Annotated in this window: 21 protein-coding genes and 1 riboswitch; of the genes, 15 read left to right on the forward strand and 6 right to left on the reverse strand. The window is 69.9% G+C overall.

Annotated elements, in window-relative coordinates; all coding sequences use genetic code 11:
* The first annotated feature begins 72 nt into the window (after positions 1-72).
* Positions 73-175, forward strand: a riboswitch (glycine riboswitch).
* A gap of 170 nt (positions 176-345) precedes the next feature.
* The 8 genes from gcvT to QE359_RS08930 all read left to right on the forward strand — a co-directional run bounded on the left by gcvT (position 346) and on the right by QE359_RS08930 (position 11,104).
* Positions 346-1,464, forward strand: a complete 1,119-nt coding sequence (gene gcvT, locus QE359_RS08895) for a glycine cleavage system aminomethyltransferase GcvT (RefSeq protein WP_309778892.1) — start codon at positions 346-348, stop codon at positions 1,462-1,464.
* A 4-nt stretch (positions 1,465-1,468) separates the two neighbouring features.
* Positions 1,469-1,846, forward strand: a complete 378-nt coding sequence (gene gcvH / locus QE359_RS08900; RefSeq protein WP_071294536.1) for a glycine cleavage system protein GcvH — start codon at positions 1,469-1,471, stop codon at positions 1,844-1,846.
* Complete coding sequence (gene gcvP / locus QE359_RS08905) at positions 1,843-4,767, forward strand: aminomethyl-transferring glycine dehydrogenase (RefSeq protein ID WP_309778893.1); 2,925 nt, start codon at positions 1,843-1,845, stop codon at positions 4,765-4,767. Before gcvH ends, gcvP begins: the two co-directional genes overlap by 4 nt.
* A gap of 314 nt (positions 4,768-5,081) precedes the next feature.
* Positions 5,082-6,710 (forward strand): ABC transporter substrate-binding protein, encoded by a 1,629-nt coding sequence (locus tag QE359_RS08910; protein WP_309778894.1) that lies wholly within the window; start codon positions 5,082-5,084, stop codon positions 6,708-6,710.
* A gap of 231 nt (positions 6,711-6,941) precedes the next feature.
* Complete coding sequence (locus tag QE359_RS08915; RefSeq protein ID WP_309778895.1) at positions 6,942-7,871, forward strand: ABC transporter permease; 930 nt, start codon at positions 6,942-6,944, stop codon at positions 7,869-7,871.
* On the forward strand, positions 7,861-8,811 hold the full coding sequence (locus QE359_RS08920) for an ABC transporter permease (RefSeq protein WP_309778896.1): 951 nt from the start codon (positions 7,861-7,863) through the stop codon (positions 8,809-8,811). Before QE359_RS08915 ends, QE359_RS08920 begins: the two co-directional genes overlap by 11 nt.
* Complete coding sequence (locus QE359_RS08925) at positions 8,808-10,550, forward strand: ABC transporter ATP-binding protein (protein ID WP_309778897.1); 1,743 nt, start codon at positions 8,808-8,810, stop codon at positions 10,548-10,550. Before QE359_RS08920 ends, QE359_RS08925 begins: the two co-directional genes overlap by 4 nt.
* Before the next feature lie 98 nt (positions 10,551-10,648).
* Positions 10,649-11,104, forward strand: coding sequence for a PH domain-containing protein (locus tag QE359_RS08930; protein WP_309778898.1), 456 nt, complete (start codon positions 10,649-10,651; stop codon positions 11,102-11,104).
* 79 nt (positions 11,105-11,183) lie between these two features.
* Here QE359_RS08930 and QE359_RS08935 read toward each other — a convergent pair whose 3' ends face one another.
* The 3 genes from QE359_RS08935 to QE359_RS08945 are packed head-to-tail and all read right to left on the reverse strand — an operon-like array spanning position 11,184 to position 15,243.
* Entirely contained in the window at positions 11,184-13,328 is a 2,145-nt protein-coding gene (locus QE359_RS08935; protein WP_309778899.1) for a dipeptide ABC transporter ATP-binding protein, read from the reverse strand.
* Positions 13,321-14,259: an ABC transporter permease gene (locus tag QE359_RS08940; protein WP_083295025.1), complete on the reverse strand. Its 939-nt coding sequence runs from the start codon at positions 14,257-14,259 to the stop codon at positions 13,321-13,323. Before QE359_RS08940 ends, QE359_RS08935 begins: the two co-directional genes overlap by 8 nt.
* A 3-nt stretch (positions 14,260-14,262) precedes the next feature.
* A complete protein-coding gene (locus QE359_RS08945; RefSeq protein ID WP_309778900.1) occupies positions 14,263-15,243 on the reverse strand; it encodes an ABC transporter permease in 981 nt (326 codons plus the stop codon).
* A gap of 262 nt (positions 15,244-15,505) precedes the next feature.
* On the opposite strand from QE359_RS08945, the gene QE359_RS08950 reads away from it, so the two are divergent.
* Positions 15,506-17,218: an ABC transporter family substrate-binding protein gene (locus QE359_RS08950; protein ID WP_309778901.1), complete on the forward strand. Its 1,713-nt coding sequence runs from the start codon at positions 15,506-15,508 to the stop codon at positions 17,216-17,218.
* Between the two features lie 84 nt (positions 17,219-17,302).
* Here the strand turns inward: QE359_RS08950 and QE359_RS08955 are convergent, their stop codons facing one another.
* The 3 genes from QE359_RS08955 to QE359_RS08965 all read right to left on the reverse strand — a co-directional run bounded on the left by QE359_RS08955 (position 17,303) and on the right by QE359_RS08965 (position 19,465).
* A complete protein-coding gene (locus QE359_RS08955; protein WP_070416710.1) occupies positions 17,303-17,851 on the reverse strand; it encodes a hypothetical protein in 549 nt (182 codons plus the stop codon).
* A gap of 195 nt (positions 17,852-18,046) precedes the next feature.
* Positions 18,047-18,526: a peroxiredoxin gene (locus QE359_RS08960; RefSeq protein ID WP_070416709.1), complete on the reverse strand. Its 480-nt coding sequence runs from the start codon at positions 18,524-18,526 to the stop codon at positions 18,047-18,049.
* A 189-nt stretch (positions 18,527-18,715) separates the two neighbouring features.
* A complete protein-coding gene (locus QE359_RS08965) occupies positions 18,716-19,465 on the reverse strand; it encodes a CPBP family intramembrane glutamic endopeptidase (RefSeq protein ID WP_309778902.1) in 750 nt (249 codons plus the stop codon).
* A 138-nt stretch (positions 19,466-19,603) separates the two neighbouring features.
* On the opposite strand from QE359_RS08965, the gene typA reads away from it, so the two are divergent.
* The 6 genes from typA to dapC all read left to right on the forward strand — a co-directional run bounded on the left by typA (position 19,604) and on the right by dapC (position 26,223).
* A complete protein-coding gene (gene typA, locus QE359_RS08970; RefSeq protein WP_070416707.1) occupies positions 19,604-21,526 on the forward strand; it encodes a translational GTPase TypA in 1,923 nt (640 codons plus the stop codon).
* Positions 21,527-21,615: 89 nt separating this feature from the next.
* Complete coding sequence (locus tag QE359_RS08975) at positions 21,616-22,809, forward strand: amidohydrolase (protein ID WP_309778903.1); 1,194 nt, start codon at positions 21,616-21,618, stop codon at positions 22,807-22,809.
* A 113-nt stretch (positions 22,810-22,922) separates the two neighbouring features.
* Positions 22,923-23,465 carry a hypothetical protein gene (locus QE359_RS08980; protein ID WP_309778904.1) on the forward strand — a complete coding sequence of 181 codons (543 nt, stop codon included), beginning with the start codon at positions 22,923-22,925 and terminating at the stop codon, positions 23,463-23,465.
* Between the two features lie 25 nt (positions 23,466-23,490).
* Positions 23,491-24,690 carry a PIG-L family deacetylase gene (locus tag QE359_RS08985; RefSeq protein WP_309778905.1) on the forward strand — a complete coding sequence of 400 codons (1,200 nt, stop codon included), beginning with the start codon at positions 23,491-23,493 and terminating at the stop codon, positions 24,688-24,690.
* 82 nt (positions 24,691-24,772) lie between these two features.
* Positions 24,773-25,090 (forward strand): ferredoxin, encoded by a 318-nt coding sequence (gene fdxA / locus QE359_RS08990; RefSeq protein ID WP_058728223.1) that lies wholly within the window; start codon positions 24,773-24,775, stop codon positions 25,088-25,090.
* Positions 25,091-25,104: 14 nt separating this feature from the next.
* The gene (gene dapC / locus QE359_RS08995; RefSeq protein WP_309778906.1) at positions 25,105-26,223 is read left to right on the forward strand and encodes a succinyldiaminopimelate transaminase; all 1,119 of its coding nucleotides are present in this window, start codon (positions 25,105-25,107) and stop codon (positions 26,221-26,223) included.
* Positions 26,224-26,332 lie beyond the last annotated feature (109 nt).

The following is a 26,332-nucleotide window of genomic DNA, read 5'->3' on the forward strand; positions in this document are numbered from 1 at the left end:
GAACCACCGGGTCCGTCACATACCCGAAACGCGGGGTCGGTATGATCGGCCCGACAACTGAAGACCGGCCGTTCATCCGTCGCGGGAGACGTCGTGCGGTGCCCTGGGCACCCCGCACGGCACCGAAGGAGCAATCCCCCCGACAATCTCTCAGGTCCCACACCGCAGCGGACAGGCCACTCTGAAAAGCAGCCACGATGCCCCCACCGGGTCGGTCCGTGGCTCGCCCACGGTGAAAGCCGCCGGACCTCACGGGCCGCGGTGAAACTCTCAGGCCCATGACAGAGGGGGAGTTCCGCCCGACGACGGTCGTCGGGTCCTGCCGATGCCAGGAGAACTCCGCCCATGCCAACGTCCCCACTGCGCTCGTCGCCGCTGGAGCCCGCCCACGAAGCTGCCGGCGCCACCTTCACCGACTTCGCCGGGTACCGGATGCCCGTCCGGTACTCGTCCGACCTCGCCGAGCACCACGCCGTGCGTCAGGCCGCCGGTGTCTTCGACCTCTCGCACATGGCCGAGGTCGGCGTCACCGGTCCGCAGGCCGTGGCCTTCCTCGACCACGCCCTCGCCGGGTCGTTCGGCGCGATGCCGGTCGGACGGGCGAAGTACTCACTCCTCCTCGCCGAGGACGGCGGCATCCTCGACGACCTCGTCGTCTACCGCACCGACGAGGACGTCTTCCTCGTCGTCGCGAACGCGTCGAACCGCCAGGTCGCGGTGGACGCCCTGACCGCACGGTCCGACGGCTTCGACGTCGAGGTGTCGGACGACTCGGACACCACCGCACTGGTCGCGATCCAGGGCCCGGCAGCTGCCGGGACGCTCGACGCGCTCGTCGTCGCCGACCGGCTCCAGCCGGAGAGCCCCCTCGACGAGCTCGGGTACTACCGGGCAGTGCACGCGGTGTTCGACGGCGCCGAGGTCCTCGTCGCCCGCACCGGCTACACCGGCGAGGACGGCTTCGAGGTCTACAGCGACCCGTCCGTCGCCGGAGCGCTCTGGGACGCCCTGCTCGAGGCCGGCGCCGACCGCGGGGTCGTCCCCGCCGGACTCGCCGCCCGCGACACCCTCCGGCTCGAGGCGGGCATGCCGCTCTACGGGCACGAGCTCGGCACCGACGTCCGTCCCGCCCAGGCCGGCCTCGGCCGGGTCGTGGCGAAGGACGGCGACTTCGTCGGCGCCACCGGCGTCACCCCGTCGGACGACGCCCGCGTGCTCGTCGGCCTGGTCACCGAGGGCCGCCGGGCCCCGCGTGCCGGGTACGACATCGTGCAGGACGGCGTCGTCGTCGGCACCGTCACCTCCGGTGCGCTCTCGCCGACCCTCGGCCACCCCGTCGCGATGGCGTTCGTCGACCCGGCACTCGCCACCGAGGGACAGGTCCTCCACATCGACGTCCGCGGAACGGCCGTCCCCAGCACCGTCACCGCGTTCCCCTTCTACCGCCGCGCCTCGAAAGGCTGATGCAATGACCGACCAGACCGCACTCCAGTACACGGCCGACCACGAGTGGCTGCTCGTCGAGGGCGACACCGTCACCGTCGGCATCACCGACCACGCCGCCGAACAGCTCGGTGACGTCGTCTACGTCGAGCTCCCCGCCGTCGGCACCGCCACCACCGCGGGCGAGCAGATCGGCGAGATCGAGTCGACCAAGAGCGTCGGCGAGCTCTTCGCCCCGATCGAGGGCGAGGTCGTGGCGATCAACGACGCCGTCGTCGACGCCCCCGACACCGTCAACCAGGACCCGTTCGGCGCCGGCTGGCTCGTCAAGATCAAGGTGGACGGCACCTCCTTCCCCGAGGACCTCATGGACCACGACGCGTACCGGGCGTCCATCGCATGACCGGCGACCTCCAGAACCTCCAGACGTCCTTCGCCGACCGCCACATCGGCACCACACCGGCCGACCAGCGGACGATGCTCGACGCCGTCGGCCAGCCGTCCCTCGACGCCCTCGTCCGCGCCGCGATCCCCGAGGCGATCCACGCGGCGCCGACCGTCCACTCGGGCATCCCCGCGGCCATCGGCGAGACCGAGGCGCTCGCCGAACTCCGCGCCAAGGCCGCCCGCAACACCGTCCGTCGCGCCATGATCGGGCTCGGGTACCACGGCACCCACACCCCCGCGGTGATCCAGCGGAACGTGCTCGAGAACCCCAGCTGGTACACGGCCTACACGCCGTACCAGCCGGAGATCTCGCAGGGCCGGCTCGAGGCGCTCATCAACTTCCAGACCATGGTCTCGGACCTGACGGGCATGGCGACCGCCGGCGCCTCGATGCTCGACGAGGGCACGGCCGTGGTCGAGGGCATGCTCCTCGCCCGCCGGGCGTCCAAGGTCAAGGGCGACGCGTTCCTCGTCGACGCCGACCTGCTGCCGCAGACCCGTGCGCTGCTCGACCACCGGGCCGAGGCCGTCGGCATCGCCCTGCGCGGGTTCGACGCCGTGGCCGGACCGACCGACGAGCAGCTCGACGGTGCCTTCGGCGTCATCGTGCAGTACCCCGGTGCCTCCGGTCGGATCGTCGACCCGTCATCGGTCATCGAGCGCGTGCACGCCGGTGGGGGCATCGCGGTCGTCGCGGCGGACCTCCTCGCGATGACGCTCCTCGCCAGCCCCGGCGACCTCGGCGCGGACGTCGCCGTGGGCACGAGCCAGCGCTTCGGCGTCCCGCTCGGCTTCGGTGGCCCGCACGCCGGGTACCTCGCCGTCCGTGCCGGCCTCGAGCGCCAGCTGCCCGGCCGCCTCGTCGGGGTGTCCTTCGACGCCGACGGGCAGATGGCCTACCGCCTCAGCCTGCAGACCCGCGAACAGCACATCCGCCGCGAGAAGGCGACGAGCAACATCTGCACCGCGCAGGTCCTGCTCGCCGTGATGGCCTCGATGTACGCCGTGTACCACGGTCCCGAGGGGCTCCGCTTCATCGCGGACCGCGTCGGCCGGACGGCGTCGGCGCTCGCCGCGGCCGCCCGTGACGCCGGGCTCGAGGTCGTGCACGAGGCGTTCTTCGACACGCTCACGCTCCGTGCGCCCGGACGCGCCGAGGCACTCGTCGCCGCGGCCCGTGACGCGGACCGCCTGCTGCACCTCGTCGACGCCGACACCTTCCAGCTGTCCGTCGACGAGACGACGACGCCCGAGGACGTGACGGCCCTCGCCGTCGTGTTCGGTGCGGTCGACGCGAGCGTCCCGGCGACGGAGACCGCCGTGCGGGACGCGGCCACGCGCCTCCCGTCCGATCTGCTGCGGAGCAGCGAGTACCTGACGCACCCGGTCTTCAGCGCCCACCGCAGCGAGACCCGGATGATGCGGTACCTCAAGCACCTCGCCGACAAGGACTACGCGCTCGACCGCGGCATGATCCCGCTCGGCAGCTGCACGATGAAGCTCAACGCGGCGACCGAGATGGCGGCCGTGACGTGGCCGGAGTTCGCGAACATCCACCCGTTCGCGCCGCGCGACGACGTCGAGGGCTACCTCGACATGATCGGCGACCTCGAGTCCTGGCTGGCCGAGGTCACCGGGTACGACACGGTCTCCCTGCAGCCGAACGCCGGCAGCCAGGGCGAGCTCGCCGGACTCCTGGCGATCCGCGGGTACCACCGGTCCCGCGGCGACGAGTCCCGCACGGTCTGCCTCATCCCGTCGAGCGCGCACGGCACGAACGCCGCGTCGGCCGTCCTCGCCGGCATGCAGGTCGTCGTGGTCGCCTGCGACGAGAACGGCAACGTCGACCTCGACGACCTCCGTGCGAAGACCGAGCAGCACGGCGACCAGCTCGCCGCGCTCATGATCACGTACCCGTCCACGCACGGCGTCTACGAGCACGACATCCGCGAGATCTGCGCCGCCGTGCACGACGCCGGCGGTCAGGTCTACGTCGACGGCGCGAACCTCAACGCCCTGCTCGGCCACGCCCGGTTCGGCGACTTCGGCGGGGACGTCTCGCACCTCAACCTGCACAAGACGTTCTGCATCCCGCACGGCGGCGGCGGGCCCGGCGTCGGGCCGGTCGCGGCGAAGTCGCACCTCGCACCGTTCCTGCCGGGCCACCCGTTCGCGCAGGACGCCGACCGTCGCACCGGCTCCGTGCGCGCCGAGGGCTCCGACCGCGACGCGCACGCCGGTGGCCCGGTCAGTGCAGCGCCGTACGGCAGCCCGAGCATCCTGCCGATCACGTGGACGTACGTCCGGATGATGGGGCTCGAGGGGCTCACCCGTGCGACCGAGGCCGCGGTGCTCGGGGCGAACTACATCGCCGCACGCCTGCGCGACGCGTTCCCGGTGCTCTACACGGGGGAGTCGGGGCTCGTCGCGCACGAGTGCATCCTCGACCTCCGCCCGCTCCGGGACACGACGGGCATCACGGTGGACGACGTCGCGAAGCGCCTGGTCGACTACGGCTTCCACGCCCCGACGATGTCGTTCCCGGTCGCGGGCACGCTCATGGTCGAGCCGACCGAGAGCGAGGACCTCGCCGAGCTCGACCGTTTCGTCGACGCGATGCTCGCCATCCGTGCCGAGGCCTCGGCGGTCGAGCGTGGCGAGTGGCCGGCGGACGACAACCCGCTCGTGCACGCCCCGCACACCGCGTCGTCGGTGATCTCGGGGGAGTGGACGCACGCCTACACCCGCGAGCAGGCGGTCTATCCGCTGCCGGGCATCAGTGCCCGGAAGTACTGGCCGCCGGTGCGCCGGATCGACCAGGCGTACGGCGACCGGAACCTCGTGTGCGCCTGCCCGCCGGTCGAGGCGTTCGCCTGAGCCCGAGCCCGAGTAGCGTGTGCCCCGTCCGGTGTCCCGGGCGGGGCACACTGCTGTGCGCAGGCAGGCAGTCGGCTTGCACAGAGTTGTGCACGGACGCAAGCATTTCGATGCGGTTGCAACAATCTCGCCCCGGCGTCCGCGATCCGCCCGAATCTTGCATCCTCTCGCAAGGATCGTGCAACTTGGTTTCCGATTTGTAACCGATCTCCCCTGGGCTTGGTGAGCACTCCCCACACTGCCTACAGTGCAAAGGTCAAACGTGGCGAGCAGGCACCCGTGCGCCCGCCGCGTCCCATGCACCAGGAGGAATCTTGATCAAGAAGCGCGCTGGGCTCGCAGCCCTCGCCGTGGTCGGGGCCACAGCAATCGCCCTGGCCGGCTGCTCGAGCAACAGCAGCAGCGGAGGTGACAAGTCGGGCTCGACGAACGCGTCCGGCATCGTCACCACCAACGGCAACGAGCCCCAGAACCCGCTCATCCCCTCGAACACCACCGAGGTCGGCGGCGGCAAGATCATCGACTCGATCTTCGAAGGCCTGGTGTCGTACGACGCCAAGGGCAAGCCGGTGAACGAGGTCGCGAAGAGCATCGACACGAGCGACTCGAAGACGTTCGACATCAAGCTCAACACCAACTACACCTTCACCAACGGCGAGAAGGTCACGGCCGAGTCGTTCACCAAGGCGTGGGACTGGGCCGCGAAGTACTCGAACAAGCAGAGTGCGAGCTACTTCTTCGAGAACATCGAGGGCTACGACGCCACGAAGGACTCGGACCTCACCGGACTCAAGGTCAAGAGCGACGACGAGTTCACCGTCACCCTCAAGTCGGCGCAGTCGGACTTCCCGCTGTCCCTCGGCTACTCGGCGTTCGTGCCGCTGCCCTCGGAGTTCTACAAGGACACCAAGGCCTTCGGTGAGAACCCGATCGGCAACGGCCCGTACAAGCTCGACGGCAAGGGTGCGTGGACGCACAACCAGTCGATCAAGCTCGTCACCAACAAGGACTACGAGGGCAAGCGCAAGCCGAAGAACGGTGGTCTGACGATCACGTTCTACACCTCGCAGGACACCGCGTACTCCGACGCCCAGGGCGGCAACCTCGACGTCCTCGACGCCGTGCCGGACAGCGCCTTCGCGAACTACAAGTCCGACTTCCCGGACTCGAACGTCAACCAGGCCGCCGCGATCTTCCAGGCGATCTACCTGCCCTACTACCTCGACCACTGGAAGGGTGAAGAGGGCAAGCTCCGTCGCGAGGCGATCTCGCTGTCGATCAACCGCAAGCAGATCACCGACAAGATCTTCGACGGCACGCGCACCCCGGCCAAGGACTTCACCTCCCCGGTGATCGCTGGCTGGAACGACGACCTCGAGGGCTCCGACGTCCTCGAGTACAACAAGTCGAAGGCCAAGGAGCTGTGGGCCGAGGCCGACAAGATCTCGCCCTACAACGACACCCTGACCGTCGCCTACAACGCTGACGGCGGCCACCAGGCCTGGGTCACCGCGGTCACCAACTCGATCTCGAGCACGCTCGGCATCAAGGCGGAGGGCAAGGCCTACCCGACGTTCGCCGAGGCCCTCGCGGTCCAGACGGACAACAAGCTGACCGGTGCGAGCCGGACCGGCTGGCAGGCCGACTACCCGTCGCTGTACAACTTCCTCGGCCCGACCATGGGTGACGGGTCGTCGAGCAACTACTCGCGCTACGACTCGACCGAGTACAACGACCTGCTCCAGAAGGGTCGTTCCGCCGCCACCGTCGAAGAGGGCAACAAGTACTTCGACCAGGCGCAGGAACTCCTCTTCAAGGACCTGCCGGAGATCCCGCTGTGGTACTCCAACGTGACCGGTGTCTGGAACGCGGACAACGTGTCGAACGTCAAGTTCGGCTGGAACTCGGTGCCGCTGTACTACGACGTCGAGGTCAAGAAGTAACACCAGTCTCCTCGTGAGACACATCGCGGACGGGTATCCTGCTCCGCGACCACCGGACGGGGGTTCGGGGGCCCACCAGGCCCTCGAACCCCCGTACCACGGCGGCAACACCTTCCCCCACCACCGCGGGCGCCGCCGCCCGCACCGGACCCCCGTGCCGACCCGCGGATCGTCCACCACTCACGACATGAACCTGAACGACATGCGCGTCCCGGACCAGGCAGCGATCTGATGGCCTGGTACCTCGGCAAGCGCCTCCTGCAACTCATCCCCGTGTTCTTCGGGGCCACGTTCCTCATCTACTTCATGGTGTTCTCCCTGCCGGGCGACCCGATCGCCGCACTGTTCGGCGACCGGCAACCGTCGCCGCAGGTGATCGAACAGCTCCGCCAGCAGTACAACCTCGACAAGCCGTTCCTGGTCCAGTACTTCCTCTGGATCGGCGGGGTGTTCCGCGGTGACCTCGGGCTGACCTACTCGGGGCTGCCCGTGAGCTCGCAGCTCGCGCAGGCGTTCCCGATCACGGCGCGCCTTGCGATCCTGTCGCTCGTCTTCGAGTCGATCGCCGGCATCGTCGTCGGTGTCATCGCCGGTCTCCGGAAGGGCAAGCTCTTCGACGCGACCGCGCTGGTCGTGAGCCTCCTGCTCATCTCGGTCCCGACGTTCGTGGTGGGCTTCCTGCTGCAGTACGTCTTCGGCATCAACCTCGGGCTCTTCCGGGTGACGGTGTCGAGCGAGGCGCCGTGGTCCGAGCTCGTGCTCCCCGCGATCGTGCTGGCGACGGTGTCGTTCGCCTACATCGTCCGGCTCACCCGTGCGAGCGTCGCCGAGAACATGTCGGCCGACTTCGTGCGGACCGCGACGGCCAAGGGCCTCCCGCGGCGTCGGGTCGTGGGCGTGCACATCTTCCGCAACTCGCTCATCCCCGTGGTGACTTACCTGGGTGTCGACATCGGCAACCTGATGGTCGGCGCGGTCGTCACCGAGGGCATCTTCAACATCCACGGCGTGGGTGGCACGGTGTTCCAGGCCGTCAAGCTCGGCGAGGGTCCGACCGTCGTGTCGTTCGTCGCCGTGATGGTCATCATCTTCATGCTCGCCAACCTCCTGGTCGACCTGCTCTACGCCGTCCTGGACCCGAGGATCCGCTATGCCAAGTAACACCGAACCCCGCTCGGCGACCCACTACGTCGCCCCGATCGAGGAGACCCCGCTCCAGGCGATCGACCAGGTCAACGAGGACGAGAAGACCCGTTCGACCTGGAGCGACGCCTGGGACGCGATGCGGGTCCGCCCGATGTTCTGGGTGTCCTCCGTCCTCATCCTGCTGATCATCCTCGTGGCGCTCTTCCCGGGCCTCTTCGCCCACGTCGACCCGCGTGCAGCGAACCTGGCGAAGAGCAACGAGGGGTCGGAGCCCGGCCACATCCTCGGCTTCAACCGTCAGGGCAACGACGTGTACGCCCGAACCATCTGGGGCACGCGCAACTCGCTCATCGTCGGTGTCGTCGCGACGGTCCTGGTGTCGATCGTCGGGATCGTGATCGGCGCCCTCGCCGGGTTCTTCGGCGGCTGGCTCGACACCATCGTGTCCCGCATCGGCGACATCTTCTTCTCGATCCCGACCGTCCTCGGCGCGATCGTGATCATGTCGGTGCTCCCGGCGCGCAACGCCCTGACGGTGTCGCTCGTCCTCGCGGCGTTCGCCTGGCCGCAGATCGCCCGCATCATGCGCGGCGCGGTGCTCAGCGCGAAGCAGTCCGACTACGTCACCGCCTCGGCGGCGCTCGGCGTGAGCCGGTTCACGACGCTGGTCCGGCACGTGGTGCCGAACTCGCTCGCGCCGGTCATCGTCGTGGCGACGGTGTCGCTCGGCACGTTCATCGTGGCCGAGGCGACGCTGTCCTTCCTCGGCATCGGTCTGCCCGACTCGGCGCTCAGCTGGGGGCAGGACATCGGCAACGCGCAGGCGTCGATCCGCACCGCGCCCTCGACGATCTTCTGGCCGTCGGCCGCACTGTCCATCACCGTGCTCTCGTTCCTCCTCCTCGGTGACGTGGTCCGCGACGCACTCGACCCGAAGGCGAGGGCCCGCCGATGAGCGAGACTCTGACCCAGCCGAACGCCAGCCGCACCGGCGGCACCGGCGCGCCGCTGCTCGAGATCACCGACCTCGAGGTCGGCTTCAAGACCCAGAACGGATTCGTCCGGGCGGTCCGCGGTGCGAGCTTCACCCTCGAGCAGGGCGAACGGCTCGCGATCGTCGGTGAGTCCGGCTCCGGCAAGTCGACGAGCGCCCAGTCGATCATCAAGCTCCTGCCCGGGACCGGCCAGGTCACCGGCGGGTCGATCAAGTTCAACGGGCGCGAGCTCGTCGGCCTGACCGACAAGGAGATGTCGGAGATCCGCGGGAAGGAGATCGGCTACGTCCCCCAGGACCCCATGTCGAACCTCAACCCGCTGTGGTCGATCGGGTTCCAGGTCGAAGAGGCCATCAAGGCCAACGGCATCGCGACCGGCAAGCACGCCATCCGTGCCCGTGCGGTCGAGGTGCTGCAGGAGGCCGGCCTCGGCGACGCCTCGACGCGCCTGAAGCAGTACCCGCACGAGTTCTCCGGCGGCATGCGGCAGCGCGTGCTCATCGGCATCGGTCTGTCGAGCCGCCCGAAGCTGCTCATCGCCGACGAGCCGACGAGTGCGCTCGACGTCACCGTGCAGCGCGTGATCCTCGATCACCTCGAGACCCTCACCCGCGACTTCGGCACGTCCGTCCTGTTCATCACGCACGACCTCGGCCTCGCTGCCGAGCGCGCCGAGAAGCTCGTCGTGATGTACAAGGGCCAGGTCGTCGAGGCAGGGCCCTCGAAGGAGATCCTGGCGAACCCGCGGCACCCGTACACGCAGCGCCTCGTCGCGGCGGCACCGTCGCTCGCGAGCCGTCGCATCCAGTCCAAGGTGCAGCACCAGCGTGTCGACATCGCGGACGTCGGCAGCGACGACGCCGAGCTCCTCGCCCGCGCCCAGGAGCGCGAGCAGGCGCCGGCGAAGGACCTCATCGTGGTGAAGAACCTCGAGAAGGTCTACAAGCTGCGTGGCAAGAACCTCGCCTCCCGCGAGCTGAAGGCCGTCGACGACGTGTCGTTCTCGATCCCGAAGGGCACCACCACGGCGCTCGTCGGCGAGTCCGGTTCGGGCAAGTCGACCGTCGCGAAACTCGTCCTGCAGCTCGAGGCCATCACGAGCGGCACGGTGCAGTTCGACGGCATCGACATCGGCGCGCTGAAGGGCAAGGACCTCTTCGACTTCCGTCGCCGCGTGCAGCCGGTCTTCCAGGACCCGTACGGCTCGCTGGACCCGATGTACAACGTCGGGAACACGATCGCCGAGCCGCTGCACACGCACAAGGTGGGCGACAAGGCGTCCCGCCGGGCCCGCGTGCTCGAACTGCTCGACCAGGTCGCGCTGCCGAAGTCGATGGTGAACCGCTACCCGAACGAGCTCTCGGGCGGGCAGCGGCAGCGCATCGCCGTGGCGCGGGCCCTCGCGCTCAAGCCCGAGGTCATCGTGCTCGACGAGGCGGTCTCCGCGCTCGACGTGCTCGTGCAGGGCCAGATCCTCGACCTGCTCACCGAGCTGCAGTCCGAGCTGGGCCTGACCTACCTGTTCATCACGCACGACCTGGCCGTCGTCCGCCTCGTGGCGGACAACGTCTGCGTCATGCGCAAGGGACAGATCGTCGAGAAGGCGACCACCGACGAGGTCTTCGCCAACCCGCGCGAGCAGTACACGAAGGACCTGCTGGACGCCATCCCCGGCGCCGGGTTCGAGTTCGGACGCTGATCCCGCTGGACACGAACGAGGCCGGACGCACCGTCGTCCTCCGCGCAGGCCGCGGAGGCGCGGTCGCGTCCGGCCTCGTCGCGTTCCTGGCGCTGTTCATGCTCGGCGACGCCGCGGTGCGGGGGAGCTGGGACGTCGTCCTGCACGCCGTCGGTCCCCTCGCCGCGCTCGTCTGGGTGCTCTGGGTGCTCACCTTCCGCCCGCACGTGCGGATCACCGACGAAGCGATCACGGTGGTGAACCCGCTCCGGTCCACGACGGTCCCGTGGGGCGCCGTCGAGGACGTCCGGATGCGCTGGCAGATCGTGCTCGACCTCGCCGACGGCCGCCGGCTCACCTGCTGGGGTGGTCCGTCGCTGCCGCGGCCGAAGCCGACCCGACGCGGGGAGCCCCGCGTGCTGCGGCAGCCGGACGAGTTCGTCGCGGTCCGCGACCGCTGGTCGGAACGACACGGGCGCACGCCCGACGCCCCCGTCGTCCGGGGCTGGGACGTGCCGGCCGTCGCGTCCGGCATCGCCGTGTTCGCCCTCTGCGTCGTCGCGATCGTCGTCTGAGACGTCCCGACAGGACGGACGGGAGGCGCGGTGCCAGCTGGCACCGCGCCTCCCGTCCCTCACACGGAACGTCAGTCGGTCACACCGTCGCCGACACCCGCTCGGTGAGCAGGTGGTTCTGGTCGGTCTGGATGCAGGCCACGCCGCGTCCGTGCACGTCCTGCAGGCGCGGGTCCACCGAACGGCACTGCTGCTGCCGGTCCTCGTCGAGGAGCTGGTACAGCGGGCAACGGGTGCGGAACCGGCACCCGTCGATCCGTTCCGTGGGGGAGGGGAGGTCGCCGTCGAGCAGGATGCGTCCGCGGGCGGCCTCGGCGAACGGGTCCGGCACCGGGACCGCGGACAGCAGGGCCCTGGTGTAGGGGTGCTGCGGGTCGTCGAACACGCGGTCGCCGTCGCCGTACTCGACGATCCGGCCGAGGTACATGACCGCGACGTCGTCGGCGATGTGCCGGACGACCGAGAGGTCGTGCGCGACGAACAGGTAGGACAGGCCCAGGCGGTGCTTGAGGTCCTCGAGCAGGTTGATGACACCGGCCTGCACGGACACGTCCAGCGCCGACACCGGCTCGTCGAGCACGAGGATCTTCGGCTCGACGATGAGCGCGCGGGCGATGCCGATGCGCTGCCGCTGGCCGCCGGAGAACTCGTGGGGGTACCGGTCGATGTAGCTCGGCTCGAGACCGACGAGCTCGAGCGAGTCCCGCACGCGTCGGCGGATCTCGTCCTTCGGCACGCCCTGCACCGTGAGCGGCTCGCCGATGACGGAGCCGATGTCGAGTCGGGGGTCGATGGAGGCCATCGGGTCCTGGAAGACGACCTGGATGTCGCTCCGGAGCGCACGGCGGTCGGACTTCGACAGGGTGCCGGTGTCGACGCCGTTGACCGTGATGGTGCCCTGCTGCGCGCCGGCGAGCTCGAGGATCTCCATGATCGTCGTGGTCTTGCCGCAGCCGGACTCGCCGACGAGCCCGAGGACCTGTCCGCGCTTCAGCGTGAGCGAGATCCCGTCGACCGCGTGCACCTCGCCGATGCGCCGGCGGAACAGGGCGCCCTTCGTCAGCGGGAAGGTCTTCACGACGTCGTCGAGCTGCAGGACCACGTCGTCGCCGTGGTCGATCTCGGACTCGGGGACGTCCTCGGGGCGCGGGAAGATCTCGGAGCGGGCGAGCGTGCCGGCGGCGATCTCGTCGCGGCGGATGCACGCGGCGGTGTGCTCCTCGTCGAAGGCGCCGTTCGTGATGGTCGGCGTCGCACCGGTCAGGACCGGGTTGTCGTCGCTCGGTGCCACCGACGGGGCGATCAGGGCCGGTTCGCCCTCACGGCAGGCGTCGAGGACCGCGGGGCAGCGGTCGGCGAACGGGCAGCCGGTCGGCTTCTGGGTGAGCAGCGGCGGGCGGCCGTCGAGCGGGACGAGGCGCTCCGAGCGTGCCGAGGCCATGTTCGGCATCGAGCGGAGCAGACCGATCGTGTACGGCATGACCGGCTCGCGGAAGAGGGGTTCGACCGGTGCCGTCTCGACGATCCGGCCGGCGTACATCACGGCGACCCGGTCCGCGTTGCCCGCGACGACGCCGAGGTCGTGCGTGATGAGGACGACGGCGGCACCGGTCATGTCCTTGGCGGTCTGCAGGACGTCGAGGATCTGTGCCTGGATCGTCACGTCGAGCGCCGTGGTCGGTTCGTCGGCGATGATCAGCTTCGGGTCGTTGGCGATGGCGATCGCGATCATGGCGCGCTGCCGCATGCCGCCGGAGAACTCGTGCGGGAAGGCGTCGAGCCGCCGCGAGGGGTTCGGGATGCCGACGACGCGGAGGAGTTCCTCGGCACGGGCCCGGGCGGCGTGCGCGGTGAGGTTCCGGTCGTGCAGCCGCAGCCCCTCGACGATCTGCTGGCCGATCGTGTACACGGGCGTCAGGGCGGAGAGCGGGTCCTGGAAGACCATCGCGATGTCGCCGCCACGGAGCTTCGACATCTCGCGGTCGTTCAGGCCGAGCAGCTCGCGGCCGTCGAACCGGATGCTGCCCTCGACCTTGGCCGACGACGGCAGCAGACCCATCACGGCCATCGAGGACACCGACTTGCCCGATCCGGACTCGCCGACGATGCCGAGGAACTCGCCCTGGTTGACGGAGTAGTCCACACCGCGCACGGCGTACACGGGCTTGGAGCCCGGGTTGAACGTGACGGCGAGATCGGAGACGGTGAGCAGCGGCTCAGTCACGGTTGGCTCCCGAGGTGGGGTCGATGGCGTCGCGCAGGGCGTCGCCGAGCAGGCTGGTGGAGAGGACCGTGGCGACGAGCGTCGCAGCCGGGAGGACGAACAGCCACGGTCGGGTGACCGCGGACTGGCTGCCGGCGGCGAGCAGGGTGCCGAGCGACACGTCCGGCACCTGGATGCCGAAGCCGAAGAAGCTCAGGGCGCTCTCGGAGAGGATCATCGCGCCGACGCCGAGCGTGGCGTCGATGATGAGCAGCGAGGCCACGTTCGGCAGGATGTGCCGCCGGATGATCGTGAACGACGGGACGCCCATGAACCGTGCGGCCTTGACGTAGTCGCGCTCCCGGAGGGACATCGTCTGTCCGCGGATCACGCGGGCCATGATCATCCACCCGAAGATCGCCAGGCCGACGATGAGCGCGAGCCAGCTGAGGTTCTTGAACAGCGGGCTGAGGAGCACGAGCGCGTAGAACGACGGGATGACCAGGAGCAGGTCGATGCCCCACACGAGCGCCCGGTCGACGAACCCGCCGAAGTACCCGGCGATCGCACCGACGATGCCCGCGATGAGGGTCGCGGCGGGACCGGCGATGAGCCCGATGAGCAAGGACTTCTGCAGGCCCACCAGGGTCTGGGCGTAGATGTCCTGGCCGATGTCGTTCGTGCCGAACCAGTGCGAGGCGCTCGGCGGCATGCCGAAGGCGAGCCCGTCGGAGTCGACGGCGTTCCAGTGGTACAGGTACGGACCGACGAAGGCCCAGAGCAGGATGAGGAGGAGCGCGCCGCCACCGATGCGGGCACGCCAGGTGCCGAGCACCTTGCGCCAGAGCGGGGTGCGGCCACCCTTCACCTCGACGACGTGCGCCGGCTGCCCGGCGTTGCCGTCACCGGGATCGCCGGCGGTGGTCGTGGTCGTGGGGTCGAGAACAGACACGGGTCACACCCTCACTCGCGGGTCGAGCGCGGCGTAGAGCAGGTCCGCGAGGGTGCCTGCGATGAGCACGAGGATCGCCGTGAAGAGGATCGTGCCCGCTGCCGCGTTGATGTCGTTGTTGCTGATGCTCTGGACGAAGTACTCGCCCATGCCGTGCCAGCTGAAGACCAGTTCGGTGATGCTCGCACCGGTCAGGATGAGGCCGAACGAGTACGCGAAGAACGTCGACATCGGGATGAGGGCGACGCGGACACCGTGGCGCATGATGGCCGATCCACGCGTCCGACCCTTCGAGCGTGCCGTCCGGATGAAGTCGTTCGACAGCACGTCGAGCATCGCCGAGCGCTGGTAGCGCGAGTACGAGGCGACGGCGCCGACCGTCAGCGAGATCGTCGGTAAGAGCAGGTGCACCAGCCGGTCGCCGAGCACCGGGAAGAACCCGGTCACCCCCGGGGTGTACTCGCCGGTGAACGAGATCAGCTGCGTCCCGACCGCCCCGTTCAGGGTCGTCGCGAGGATCATCAGCACCACCGCGATGACGAACGGAGGCGTCGCGAGCACCGCGAACGACAGGTAGGTCGACACCTGGTCGGACGTCTTGTACTGCTTGACGGCGTTCCAGACACCGAGCAGGACGCCGAGGATCGCACCGAGCAGGGTGCCGATCACCAGGAGCCGCAGGCTCGTGCCGGAGCGGGCGATGATGTCGGCCGTCACCTCGGTGCCGCGGGCGCTGATGCCGAGCGAGCCGTGCGTGACCAGGTTCACCCACCAGTTCCACGTGCGGACCAGGAGCGGGGTGTTCGGGTCGGCGCCGAGCTTCTGGAGCGCGGCGTCGATCGAACTCTGCGGGACCGGCGGGTTCTTGCCGAGGTACCGGGACGTCGGGTTGAGCGTCGCGCTGGCGAGGATGTAGCCGAGCGTCGTCGCGACGATCGTCAGGATCACGTAGTTGACGATCCGCTTCGCGAGGAAAGCAAGCATGTACTGGGACCTCAGTGGGGTGCGGCCGTCCGTCCGGACGGCGTTGTTCGGTGGCGACAGGCTAGCCGCTTCCGAGCCGGGGTGGGTGATCCCTGTTGACGCTATGCAACATTCGTTACGAGCATGTTTCGATTCGGTACAGCAGCCCTTGTGCGACCTTCGGATGTGACTAGGGTTCTCAACCAACAGGCGTGGCGGCGGGGGCCGTCGCGTCCCGGCGCTCCGGCGCGAACCACAACGAAAGGGAATCCTCGCCATGCGAATGAGGATCAAGACGACGGCCGTGCTCGCCACAGCAGCCGCCGCGGCACTCGTGCTCGCGGGCTGCTCCGGCGGCGGGTCCGCCGGACAGAGCAGCTCGGCCGTCGCCACGTCGTCGCTGAAGTCGACGGGTTGGACGGTCGCCGACCGCGACACGATCAAGGACGGCGGCTCGCTCACCCTGCCGATCGACTCCGCACCGGCGAACTGGCAGCTGTCGAACCTCGACTCCGGGACGGTCGACGACAACACGATCGCGGGCACCTACCTGCCCGGGTTCATCCAGTTCAAGGCCAACGGCGAGTGGGAGGCGAACAAGGACTACGTCGACTCGATCGAGCTGACGAAGGACTCGCCCCAGACCGTCGAGATCAAGATCAACCCCAAGGCGGTCTGGTCCGACGGCACCCCGATCACCGAGAAGGACGTCGAGGCGAACTGGAAGGCGCTGAACGGCACGAACAAGGCCTTCGCCCCGCTCGCCACCAACGTCTGGGAAGACGTCGACTCCGTCAAGCAGGGTTCGGACGAGCGCGACGTCATCGTGACGTTCTCGAAGACGAACGCCGACTGGCCGAGCGTCTTCACCGCGATCTACCCCTACTGGGCCGTGGACACCCCCGACCGCTTCAACAACTCGTGGGCGAAGGGTCCGTTCGCCGCGGACGGCAAGACGTACGTCTCCGCCGGCCCGTACATCCTCAAGACCTTCGACGCCAACGGCGGCGTCGTGACCTTCGAGAAGAACTCGAAGTGGTGGGGTGACGCGCCGAAGCTCGACACGATCGTCTTCAAGACCGTGTCCCGCGACGGTGTCGCCCAGGCCTACGCGAACAAGGAGTTCGACGCCTTCAACCTGAACGGCAGCGCGGACAACTTCAAGACCGCGAACAGCCGCTCGGACTCGAAGATCGAGCGCTCGCTCGGCACGACCCAGCGTCAGATCACCCTGAACGGCACGTCGGACGTCTTCAAGGACCAGGAGGTCCGCCAGGCGTTCGCCCAGGCGATCAACCGTCAGGTGGTCGCGCAGGCGATCCTCTCGCCGGTGAAGAGCCCGGTGCAGGTCCTCAACAACCTCGTCTACCTGCCCGGCCAGAAGGGCTACCAGGACAACGTCTCCTCGGTCTACGGCTACAGCACCGACAAGGCGAAGAAGAAGCTCGAGGACGCCGGCTACACGATCGGCTCGGACGGCTACGCGACCAAGGGCGGCAAGACGCTCGACGTCCGTTTCGTCATCCCGTCGGACAACCAGAACTCGGCGAACGTCGCGCAGCTCGTGCAGCAGCAGACGAAGCTCGCCGGCTTCAAGGTGACCATCGACACCGTCCCGACCGACGACTTCTTCACGAAGTACGTCACCACCGACGGCCGTGACTTCGACGCCACGTACTTCGCCTGGCAGGGCACGCCGTTCCCGGTGTCGTCGCTGAAGTCGATCTACTACCCGGCCGACGCGGGGCAGAACTACACGGGCGTGACCGACGACTCGCTCGGTGCCGCCTGGGACAAGGCGAACGCCGAACTCGACGCCGACAAGCGCATCGAGGACGCGGACGCGATCGACAAGAAGATCGTCAAGGTCGCGGGCACGATCCCGCTGTTCCCGGAGCCCTACGCCTGGGGCGTGCGCAAGGACCTCGTGAACTACGGTCCGGCGCAGTTCCAGCAGTCCTCCGTGAAGTGGCAGGACGTGGGCTACAAGAAGTAGTCCGCACCGCTGGAGAACGGAAACGACATCCCCGACGTCGCACGACGTCGGGGATGTCGTTCGTCGTCGGGGGCTCCGCGGCGGTCAGAGCTGCGCGGCCGCCAGGGTCGCGACGAACGCGAGGACCACGATCGCGAGGATCGTCCACCCGTGCACACGGTGCGTGATCGGCGCAGCCGTCACGGTCGCCGGCGGCGGGCCGTCCTGCGCGGGCGGCTCGGGCACGAACGCCCGGATGCGCTCGGCCGCAGCGTCGACGTCGAGGCGATCCGCGCCTCCTGGACGACCGTCGACCACGGCGGCGAGCCGGGCCGACCTGCGGGTGGCGAGCCACGTGCGGCGGACGCCCTCGCTCGTGACGATCTCGATGCCGTACTTGGTGCGGACCTCGGTGACGCGGCGCCAGGTGTAGGTGCTGGTGCGGCGGACGTCGACGATGCGGAGGTGCTCGTCGGTCAGCTCGAAGCGCGGGCGCCAGAGGACCGCCCACGCGATGAAGGCGATGCAGATGCTCGGGACCGGGGCGAGCCAGGCGGTGCCGCCGCTCAGGAGGGCGAGGGGGACGAGCGCGGCGGCCGCGACCCACAGGACGACGGCGAGCAGGCGCATGCCGGGGGCGAGGATCGTGGTCACGCCGAAGAGGTTACGAGATGCCTCCCCGGGAACGCCCGGGGAGCGGGTGTGACACACCAGCGCGTATCTCCGGACGACCCGATTCCCCGGGGAGGCAGATCCTGTGTGGACCTCTCGTGGCGTCAATCGTCCTCGGCCCCCGTTCGGGTGTCAATACCCCAGACCGTCGCATTTTCGGGGGACCGACACGCCGTGTCACGCCACGAGGAGCTCGATCTGCGCCCGGATCGCATCCGCCTTGGGGAACCGGAGCCCGACGAGCCCCACGTGCCGCCAGCGGACCACGCCGTCCGGCCCGATCACGAACACGGACCGCCGAAGCCCGATCCCCGGCGCCTGCACGCCGTACGCGCGGATGACGTCCCCGGCGGTGTCGCTCAGCAGGGGGAAGGTGAGCGAGGACCCGCGGGCGAACGCCTCGTGCGAGTCGAGCGCCTGCGGGCTGACGCCCCACACCACGGCGCCGAGGTCGCCGAAGTCGTCGAGCTCCTCTTGGTAGCTGCAGAGCTGTGCCGTGCAGACCGGGGTGGCGTCGCCCGGGTAGAAGGCGAGCACGAGCGTCCGGCCGATCTCGGCCGACAGGGCGTACTCGTCGTCGGTGCGGGTGCCGTCGCGCACGATCATGCCGGGCAGGGTGAATCCGGGTGCGGGATCGCCGACCTCGGGGATGCTCATCCGGCCACGGTAGGTGCGGGACCAGGGTCCGGTGCGGCGCCGCGCTGTGGGTTCGCTGTGGGTCCGCCGGGCCGGGGTCGGACGGGTCCGCCGCATCGCCGACGCCCGAACGGGGGGGGGGGGATGCCGCGCGGCCGGGGCGGCGGGCGCCCCGGGGCAGGTCGCCGGCCGTGCCGCGGGCGACGAGCGTCAGCGGAAGAGCTGCGGGAACGCGTGCGCGACCCACGGGTACCCGACGAACACCGCGGCGTCGAGCAGGCAGTGCGTGATGACGAGGGGGAGGAGCCGGCCCCACCTCGTGTAGATCCAGCCGAACACGATGCCCATCACGGCGTTCCCGACGAAGGCGCCGAACCCCTGGTAGAGGTGGTAGCTCCCGCGCAGGATCGCGGTGGACAAGATGACCTGCCAGCGCCCCCACCCGAGGCCGCCCAGCCGTTCGTAGAGGTACCCGACGACGATCACCTCCTCCTGCAGCCCGGAGCGGATCGCCGAGAGCAGCAGCACGGGGATCGTCCACCAGTACGAGTCGAGCGCCGCCGGGTTCACGTTCACGGTGAACCCGAGCGCCCGCCCGGTGAAGTACAGCGCGAGCCCGGGGATCCCGATGCCGAGGGCGATGAGCGCTGCGCCACCGAGGTCGGGCCGCACGCGGAACCGGTCGATGCCGAGTCGACCGAGGTGCGGGCGGGTGGTACTCCAGAGCAGGAAGCAGACGAGCGCGACCGGCGCGAGGTCGACCGCGATGCCCACGAGCTGCCGGGCGAGGTCGACGTACTGCACGGTCGTGGTCGAGGTGTTGAGCGCCGTGGACTGCTGCCCGAGCGGCGTCGTCTGCGACAGGTCGTCGATGATCTGGAGCACCGAGTACAGCGCGCTGCCGCCGAGCGAGAGCATCAGCACGATCGTGATCTCGATCCACGTTCGCCGACGGCTCATCGGGGGTACTCCTCTCGGTTGCGAACTACCGGTAGACTGGCGTGTCGGGCGTTCTGCCCACCTCCGGGCAGTGCCACCGCGGCGCGAGCGCCACAGTCGGCCGCCCGATCTTCTTCCGAACACCAAAGGATGTCCTGTATGGCGCTCGCCACCCGGTCCGACCTGCGCAACGTCGCCATCGTGGCACACGTCGACCACGGCAAGACCACCCTCGTCGACGCGATGCTCACGCAGACCAACTCGTTCGACGCCCACTTCGAGGGCGAAGACCGCATGATGGACTCGAACGACCTCGAGCGCGAGAAGGGCATCACGATCCTCGCGAAGAACACGTCGGTGCTCTACAACGGCAAGCACGCGACCGAGTTCGGCGCGGACGGCCCCATCACGATCAACGTCATCGACACCCCGGGTCACGCCGACTTCGGTGGTGAGGTCGAGCGCGGCCTCTCCATGGTCGACGGCGTCGTGCTCCTCGTCGACGCATCAGAGGGTCCGCTGCCCCAGACCCGCTTCGTGCTCCGCAAGGCGCTCGCCGCGAAGCTCCCGGTGATCCTGCTCGTCAACAAGACGGACCGCCCGGACTCCCGCATCGACGAGGTCGTGTCCGAGTCGCAGGACCTCCTGCTCGGGCTCGCCTCCGACCTGTCGGACGAGGTCGACGACCTCGACCTCGACGCCATCCTCGACGTCCCCGTGGTCTACGCCTCGGGTCGTGCGGGTGCCGCCAGCCGCAACAAGCCGGCCGACGGCTCGCTGCCGGACAACGACGACCTCGAGCCCCTGTTCGAGGCGATCCTCCAGCACGTCCCCGCCCCGAAGTACGACGACGAGCACCCGCTGCAGGCGCACGTCACGAACCTCGACGCGTCGCCGTTCCTCGGTCGCCTCGCGCTCCTGCGCATCTTCCACGGCACCATGAAGAAGGGCCAGACGGTCGCGTGGGTCAAGCACGACGGCAGCGTCGTCAACGCCCGCATCACCGAGCTGCTCGTCACCAAGGCGCTCGAGCGCTACCCGGCCGAGTCGGCGGGCCCCGGTGACATCGTCGCCGTCGCCGGCTTCGACACGATCACCATCGGTGAGACCCTGACCGACCCCGAGGACGTCCGTCCGCTGCCGACCATCACGGTCGACGACCCGGCGATCTCGATGACGATCGGCACGAACACCAGCCCGCTCGTCGGCAAGGTCAAGGGCCACAAGCTCACCGCACGCATGGTCAAGGAGCGCCTCGACCGCGAGCTCATCGGCAACGTCTCGCTCAAGGTCCTCGACATCGGTCGCCCCGACGCGTGGGAGGTCCAGGGCCGCGGCGAGCTCGCGCTGGCCATCCTCGTCGAGCAGATGCGTCGTGAGGGCTTCGAGCTCACGGTCGGCAAGCCGCAGGTCGTCACCAAGCGTGACGAGAACGGCAAGCTCCAGGAGCCCTACGAGCACATGACGATCGACACGCCGGAGGAGTACCTCGGCGCGATCACGCAGCTCATGGCCGCTCGCAAGGGCCGCATGGAGAACATGACGAACCACGGCACCGGCTGGGTGCGCATGGAGTTCATCGTCCCGTCGCGCGGCCTGATCGGCTTCCGCACGTCGTTCCTCACCGAGACCCGCGGCACCGGCATCGCCAACGCGATCTCGCACGGCTACGACGAGTGGGCCGGCCCGATCCAGACCCGCATCAACGGGTCGATCGTGTCCGACCGCTCCGGTGTCGTCACGCCGTTCGCCATCACGAACCTCCAGGAGCGGATGACGTTCTTCGTCAACCCCACCGAAGAGGTCTACGAGGGCATGGTCATCGGCGAGAACTCGCGCGCCGACGACATGGACGTCAACATCACGAAGGAGAAGAAGCTCACGAACATGCGTTCGGCGAACGCCGACACCTTCGAGTCGATGACGCCGTCGCGCCAGCTGTCGCTCGAGGAGTGCCTCGAGTTCGCGCGTGAGGACGAGTGCGTCGAGGTCACCCCCGACGCCGTGCGCATCCGCAAGGTCGAGCTCGACGCGCAGGCCCGCCAGCGTGCGTACGCCCGCCTGAAGCGTCAGGACGCGTAAGCAGTCATCCAGGAGGCACGGCCTCCCTCCGACGGCCCGGTCACCTCGTTCGAGGTGGCCGGGCCGTCGTCGGATGTACCGTGGTGCGCGTGACTCTCGACCTCCTCTCGCTGTACCAGGACCTCCACGCCCACCCCGAGCTCGGCTTCCAGGAGCACCGCACGGCGGGCATCGTCGCCGACCGGCTCGCGGAGATCGGCGGGATCGAGGTCACCACGGGCGTCGGCGGCACCGGTGTCGTCGGCGTCCTGTCGAACGGCGAGGGGCCCGTCGTCTGGCTCCGCGCCGACATGGACGGGCTGCCGGTCCAGGAGCGCACCGGCCTGCCCTACGCCAGCGAGCACCACGGCACGGACGAGGACGGCAACGACGTCCCGACGATGCACGCCTGCGGCCACGACATCCACGTGACGTGGCTGCTCGGGACCCTCGAGCGCCTCGCCGCCACCACGGGTGACTGGCACGGCACGGTCGTCGGTGTCTTCCAGCCGGCGGAAGAGGTCATCTCCGGTGCCCGGGCGATGGTCGAGGACGGGCTCGTCGAGCGCTTCCCGGAGCCCGACGTGGTCCTCGGACAGCACTCCGCGCCGGCGCCGGTCGGCATCGTCGCGGTCGGCAGCGGCCCCGTGATGGCGTCGAGCGACCGGCTGACGGTCACGTTCAACGGCCGCGGGGCGCACGGTTCCGCCCCGCAGGCCTCGCTCGACCCGGTCGTCACCGCCGCGTCGGCCGTCGTCCGCCTGCAGACCGTGGTCTCGCGCGAGGTCTCGCCGAGCGACGCCGGGGTCGTCACGGTCGGGAGCTTCCACGCCGGCACCCGCGCGAACATCATCCCCGACCAGGCCGTCATCGAGATCTCGACGCGGGCCCGCAACGAGGAGACCCGCGAGCGGATCATCGCCTCGATCGAGCGCATCGTCCGCGCCGAGAGCGAGGCCGGTGGGCTCCCCGAGCCGACGATCGTGCGGTCGCCGGGTGCGGAGGTCACCGTGAACGACGCCGAGGCCGCCCAGACCGTGCTCGACGCGATCCGCGCCGAGGTCCCCGGGGCCCGAGACCTCGAGATCGGCCTGGCGATGGCGTCCGAGGACGTCGGCCAGCTCGCCACCGCGGCGGGGGCGCCGCTCGTGTACTGGTTCACCGGCATCACCGACCCGGAGCTGTTCCGTCGCGGCGAGGACATCCCGAGCAACCACTCGCCCTTCTACGCGCCGCAGGCCGAGACGGCGATCCCGGTGGGCGTCGACGCCCTCGTGGCGGCGACGCGCGCGTACGTCGCCTGACGCGGGCGGTCCCGCAGGACCGAGCCAGGAGGCGCGGTGCGACCCCGCCACGCACGTGACGTTCCCAGGGGACTCACGCCGCGCCTCCCGTCTCGCCCCCTAGGGTGCTGGGCATGCGCACCCCGACCCGCACCCTGATCGCTGCCGTCGCAGCCGGCATCGCCCTCGCCGGACTGGCCGGCTGCTCGTCCCACGCCGTGAAGCAGGCCACCGACCTCGGCTCGTCGGTCGCGTCGAGCGTCGCCGAGGGCGTGCAGGGCATCGACGGCAAGGCCGTCCAGGACGGCATGGCCTCGGTCGCCGGCGGCATCGACGGCGCACTCGACACCGCGCTCAAGGGCGCGAACGTGACCTCGGACGGCAAGGTCCCCGACGGCTTCCCGACGAAGGACGTCCCGCTCGTCGACGGCACGGTGCTCGGCGGCGGGAGCGGCCCGAACGGATCCGGGTGGGTGGCACAGGTCCGTGCCGCTTCGGTCGACGACTTCCAGGCCGCCGCGCAGCAGCTCACCGACGCCGGGTTCACCGAGTCGGCGAAGCGCGCGGACTCGTCCAGCGCCTTCGGGATGTTCCGGAGCGACGGCTACCGCGTGGTCCTCACCTTCTCCGACGGCAGCGACGGCGTGACCGCGACCTACATCGTGACGCCCCGCTAGCCACCGCTGGGTACGCTTGGACCCGATGTCGAAGGCCCCCGCAACGCGCCCCGAGCGCGTCCTGTTCGTGCACGCTCACCCCGACGACGAGACGCTCTCGTCGGGCGGGACGATCGCCACCCTGCTCGAGCTCGGCGCCGAGGTGACCGTGCTCACCGCCACCCGTGGCGAGCGCGGCGAGATGCTGACGCCGGAGCTCGCGCCGCTCTTCGGCGACGGTCCGCGGGTCGCCGCGCACCGCGAGACCGAGATCGCCGCCGCCCTCGCCGCACTCGGCGGGCCGGCGCACCTCTGGCTCGGCGGGCCGGGTGCGCGTCCGACCGACCTGCCCGAGCGCCGCTACACCGACTCCGGCATGCAGTGGGGCCCCGACGGACGCGCCGTCGCCGCCGGGGACGCCCCTTCGGACTCGCTCACCGCGGCGGACCTCGGCGAGGTCGTCGACGACATCCGCGCCGCGATCCGGTCCACCGGCGCGGACGCGGTGGTGAGCTACGCCGACGACGGCGGCTACGGCCACCCCGACCACGTGCGGGTCCACCACGCCGCGCGGTACGCCGCCCGTGCCGAGGAACTCCCGTTCTCGATGATCGTGGACCCCGACTCCGGCCAGGCTGACCTGACCGTCGACGTCGTGCCGGTGCGGGCGAAGGTCCGGGCGGCCGTCGAGCAGTACCGGTCCCAGGTGACGATCGACCCGGTCGATCCCCGTGACCCGACCGCGCTGTCGTGGGTCATGCCGCACGGCGCCCGGCACCAGGCGCCCGCGGTCGAGGCGTTCCGTCACGACGCCGACCGGGTCCCGCAGGCGCCGCAGACGTTCGCCGAGTTCTCGCGGCAGGGGAAGGTCACCGCCGTCGTGGTCGCCCTCGTGCTCGGACTCGTCGCCGGGGGACTCGGCACGGTCACGCACCAGCAGACCCTCGGGGCGTTCCCGGTCGGCATCGTGCTCACCTCGCTGGTCGTGATCGGGCTCACGGTCGGCATCCGGCTGCTGTACCGGTCGCGGGCGATGGTCGCGGCGGTCGGCATCGGGATCATCGCCGCGACGCAGGTGCTGTCGTCGGTGGGCGGGCAGAGCTCCCCGCTCGTGCTCGCCAACGCCGCGGGCTACGTGTGGACGTTCGGGCCGGCGGCCGTCACGGCGCTCGTGCTCGCGTGGCCCGACCTGTCCGGCATCCGGGCGTCGGCCGCCGAGCGGTCGGGGACGGCCGACCGGGCCTGAGGGTCCGTCCGCCGGGCGGTCAGGTGCGGCCGGGTCGCGCGGGTAGACTCGATCTGCTCAGTCCGAAGGGAGCACCCCAACCGTGACGTACGTGATCGCCCAGCCCTGTGTCGACGTCAAGGACCGCGCCTGCATCGACGAATGCCCGGTCGACTGCATCTACGAGGGTGACCGGTCGCTGTACATCCACCCCGACGAGTGCGTCGACTGCGGTGCGTGCGAGCCGGTGTGCCCGGTCGAGGCGATCTACTACGAGGACGACCTCCCCGACGAGTGGGCCGACTACTACAAGGCCAACGTCGAGTTCTTCGAAGAGGTCGGTTCCCCCGGCGGTGCCGCGAAGGTCGGTGTGATCCACAAGGACCACCCGGTCGTCATGGCCGAACCGCCCCGCGGCTGAGCCGGATCCGACCCGTGGCGCTCGACCTCCCCGACTTCCCCTGGGACCAGCTCGTCCCGTTCAAGCAGCAGGCCGCGGCGGTCGAGGGCGGCATCGTCGACCTCAGCGTCGGCTCGCCCGTCGACCCGACGCCCGCCGTCGTCCGCACGGCACTGGCCGAGGCGACCGACGCGCACGCCTACCCGCAGGTCGCCGGCACCCCGGCCCTGCGCGAGGCGATCGCGGACTGGTACGGCCGGCGCCAGGGCGTGACCCTCACGCCGGACCAGGTGCTCCCGACCATCGGGTCGAAGGAGTTCATCGCCGGGCTCGCGCTCTGGCTCGGCCTCGGCCGCGGCGACACGGTGGTGTTCCCGGCCGCGGCGTACCCGACGTACGAGCTCGGTGCGGCCCTGGTCGGCGCGGACGCCCTCGCGTCGGACGACCCGGCCGCCTGGCCGTCCACCACGAAGCTCGTGTGGCTGAACTCCCCGGGCAACCCCGACGGCCGCGTCCTGTCGATCGACGAGCTGCGCGCCGCGGTCGAGCGGGCGCGGGAGCTCGGCGCCGTCATCGTCGGCGACGAGTGCTACGCCGAACTCGGGTGGGAACCGCCGTACGACACCGCCCCGACCCCGACGATCCTCGACCCCCGGGTCGTTGGTGACTCGGTGGACGGGGTGCTCAGCGTCTACTCGCTCTCGAAGCAGTCGAACCTCGCCGGCTACCGGGCGGCCTTCGTCGCCGGTGACGCTCAGGTCCTCGCCGAGGTGCTCGCGGTCCGCAAGCACACGGGCATGATGCCGCCGCTCCCGGTGCAGGAAGCGATGATCGTCGCCCTCGCCGACGAGTCCCACGTGCAGGCGCAGAAGGCGCTGTACCGCGCCCGACGGAACATGCTCCGACGGGCACTCGAAGGCGCCGGCTTCCGGGTCGACCACAGCGAGGCGGGCCTGTACCTCTGGGCCACCCGCGGCGAACCGGCGCTCGACACCGTCGCCTGGCTGGCCGAGCGCGGGATCCTCGTCGCTCCGGGGACCTTCTACGGCGCAGCGGGTGCAGAGCACGTGCGTGTGGCGCTCACGGCGACCGACGAGCGCATCGCCGCAGCCGCGCAGCGACTGGCGAGCGGGCGGCGCCTGGCATCCGCCTGACCCTTCCGCGCTCGGCGCAATCCGTGGTTCCCACCAAGTCCTGAGGCTCGATGTGTGCACGACCGACAGTGGGCGCGATTAGGCTGTCACCGTGACTGACACTGCCAAT

The organism is Curtobacterium sp. SORGH_AS_0776, assembly GCF_031453355.1.
In the GTDB taxonomy this organism is placed as follows: Bacteria; Actinomycetota; Actinomycetes; order Actinomycetales; family Microbacteriaceae; genus Curtobacterium.